The sequence below is a fragment of the Photorhabdus stackebrandtii genome, assembly GCF_011189495.1.
GTDB lineage: Bacteria > Pseudomonadota > Gammaproteobacteria > Enterobacterales > Enterobacteriaceae > Photorhabdus > Photorhabdus khanii.
The window spans coordinates 1-2,426 of record NZ_PUJV01000091.1 but is presented as its reverse complement, the minus strand read 5'-3'; the positions used below and the strand labels follow the sequence as shown (position 1 = coordinate 2,426).

Genomic DNA, 2,426 nt, shown 5'->3' with positions numbered 1-2,426 from the left:
GGATGAAAATTACTTAGAGCTTGAATGTTGCATTATTTTGACCTGTAACCTGTCCTTTCAGCTCGGGGCGGCCTATAAACAAAAACAATGGACATTCGATGCCGGTGATAAGAATGATCTGAAATTGAGTCTGGCAGGGAAAATAAACGCGGCCTTTAAAACCCATATTATGATCATGGAAATTGCGATGAGTGCTGGTGGGGTTATAAAAACGGCGGCGGGTTTTAAACTCGATCAACATGATGGGGGGATTGATCTCGCCGGGTATCATGATGGGATTGTTGCTGAGATTGCGGTGGCTGCAGAGGCAGAAGCAGACGGGAAGAAAAAATCCATAGTTAAAGTCAAAAAGAAGTGGAAATGGGTTATTGCAGACCCGTTAAAAGCCAGTGAATCTCCGTTAAGAATTAATTTGATAGGAGAAGAACGGCCTATTGTTCAGCCGGAAATAGTTCCGGGTGCTGAAACCGCATCGTGGGAAATGAGTTATGACTCTAACTTTAAACCTAAGCTGGATAAAATCCCATTTATCAATGCGGGATTCCCAAGAATGTAAGCAAGAATAAAAGGATAAAAAATGAAATTAAAACTGTTATCGCTATTGTTAGGAGTAATTATTATGTCCAGTGCTAATGCGAATGAACCGAGGCTGTATATTCGCAGTTTATTCGATATCCAGTATGCCTTTTGTGATATTAAAACCAATGGAGTAACTGGGTTCAGTAACCGTAATTCGGCCTTAGAAGGTCGGGGATTTGGTTCGGCCAGCACGGCCGCCATGTTGTTCCTGGTAAACGGAGAAAACGAAATTAGTCTGGAATTCGGGGCACTGGGCTGGTTTTCCCCAGATAAACTGTCAGATGAAACCCGAAACCATTTTAACCCAGAGGCTAAATGCAAGCTAGAGCTGACTGCCATGCGTGGTAAAGAGAGTCAAGTGCTGACGGCGATTGAAGTTGAGATAGATAAAAATGGTCAACCCATGGCAACAGTATCCTCAGATGAACCCAAATATGCCGCTGTCAGCACACCGGTTATACGCCATGTGATACAGGCGGAAAAAGTAGAAGCCGGGCATATAGAGAAACTATACTTTTATCCCAAAGAATTTCCATTAAATATGACCTTATACCGGTTTAGTCGTAGTATAAAAATCAGTGGATTACCGGAATGGGAATGGGTGAAGGCAACCCCCTACACAGATACACCTGAACAGCGCCGGCAACTGCAACAGGCTTATATGGCTGTCTGGCAGGCTTATAATGCCAAAGATGTGAATACTATCCGTGAGCAACAAAAAGTTGCACTCAAAGCCTGGGCTTGGGCAACTGGCGAAAGCGAAGAGAGTATCTTTGCCGACAAATTTTTTCATCATGATTTCAAAGAAAAAAGCTTTAAAATGAGACCAATTAACTGGAGTGACTATCGGGTTAAGGTAATGAACCAAGGCAGAATGGTCAGGCTGCTGAATAAATCAGACTTAAGGAATTCACCAATATCCTATTATGTTAATGATGAAGACGGCGATGCGGATCTGGCGACTATCTCACCAATCTTCTCATTAATTAACGGGCGTTTTGTCCAGGTGATTTAATGGAGGTCATATCGGGTTATTTGACCCGATATTTTCTTCTAAGACTTTCACCAATATGAAAGACATGTCTTTATTTGAGATGTATCGCTAATTCTGCTTTCTTATTTCGTGCCAATGAAGCGCAGGTTCAGGTCAGTGATTCTGTTTAATCGCATTCGCATTGAGGCGGTTAATTCTAACGCATTAAATTCCTTATCGTTATTTGTGATATCCCATAAAAAATCTTCAATTTGACCAGAATAAAATTTCGTTATTAAAAGAAAATAAGTGCATTATTCCTTCCCTTTTCTATGCTCCCGTTCATATGTTAAACAATCAAACCGACAGAGTGCTGATAATTTCAGGCAGCAATATGAGGTCAATACCCAGCCCAACAAGGGCAGAGAAAAGTTTAGCCCGTGGCTCTGCCGGTCAAATACATTCGGTCATCATTTAAATTGATGAAGGTTAGATTATGGTTGTATTAAACGATTCCTTTCATTTCCTCAACGTCAATATCACTCAGTCAGGAGGGCAGTAATGGCGGATTCAGGACTGGTTTTTACCCTCACCGTAGGTAATCTCCCGGAGCAAACTTTTGCTGTGGTTGAATTTACCCTGAATGAAGCGCTGTCAACATTGTTCTGCCTGGAAGCCGCGTTAACCAGCGCTGACCCGGATATTGATTTTGCTGATGTGCTGGATAATTCCGCCACATTGACCGTTTATCGTGACGGGCAACCGGAGCGCAGTGTCACCGGGATTGTGACTCAGTTTGAACAAAGCACGACAGGTCGCCATCGCAGTCATTATTCCCTGACACTTCATCCGGGTTTATGGCGTGCGGGATTAC

2 protein-coding genes and 1 pseudogene are annotated in these 2,426 nt (G+C 42.7%); all 3 read left to right on the top strand.

Annotated elements, in window-relative coordinates; all coding sequences use genetic code 11:
* Positions 1 to 556: pseudogene (locus tag C5470_RS21630) on the top strand (hypothetical protein); the annotation flags it as partial.
* Positions 557 to 577: 21 nt separating this feature from the next.
* The gene (locus C5470_RS21625) at positions 578 to 1,594 is read left to right on the top strand and encodes a hypothetical protein (protein WP_166291844.1); all 1,017 of its coding nucleotides are present in this window, start codon (positions 578 to 580) and stop codon (positions 1,592 to 1,594) included.
* Between the two features lie 519 nt (positions 1,595 to 2,113).
* Positions 2,114 to 2,426 (top strand): contractile injection system protein, VgrG/Pvc8 family (locus C5470_RS21620; protein ID WP_278249205.1); only part of this gene is annotated, 313 nt, incomplete at its 3' end.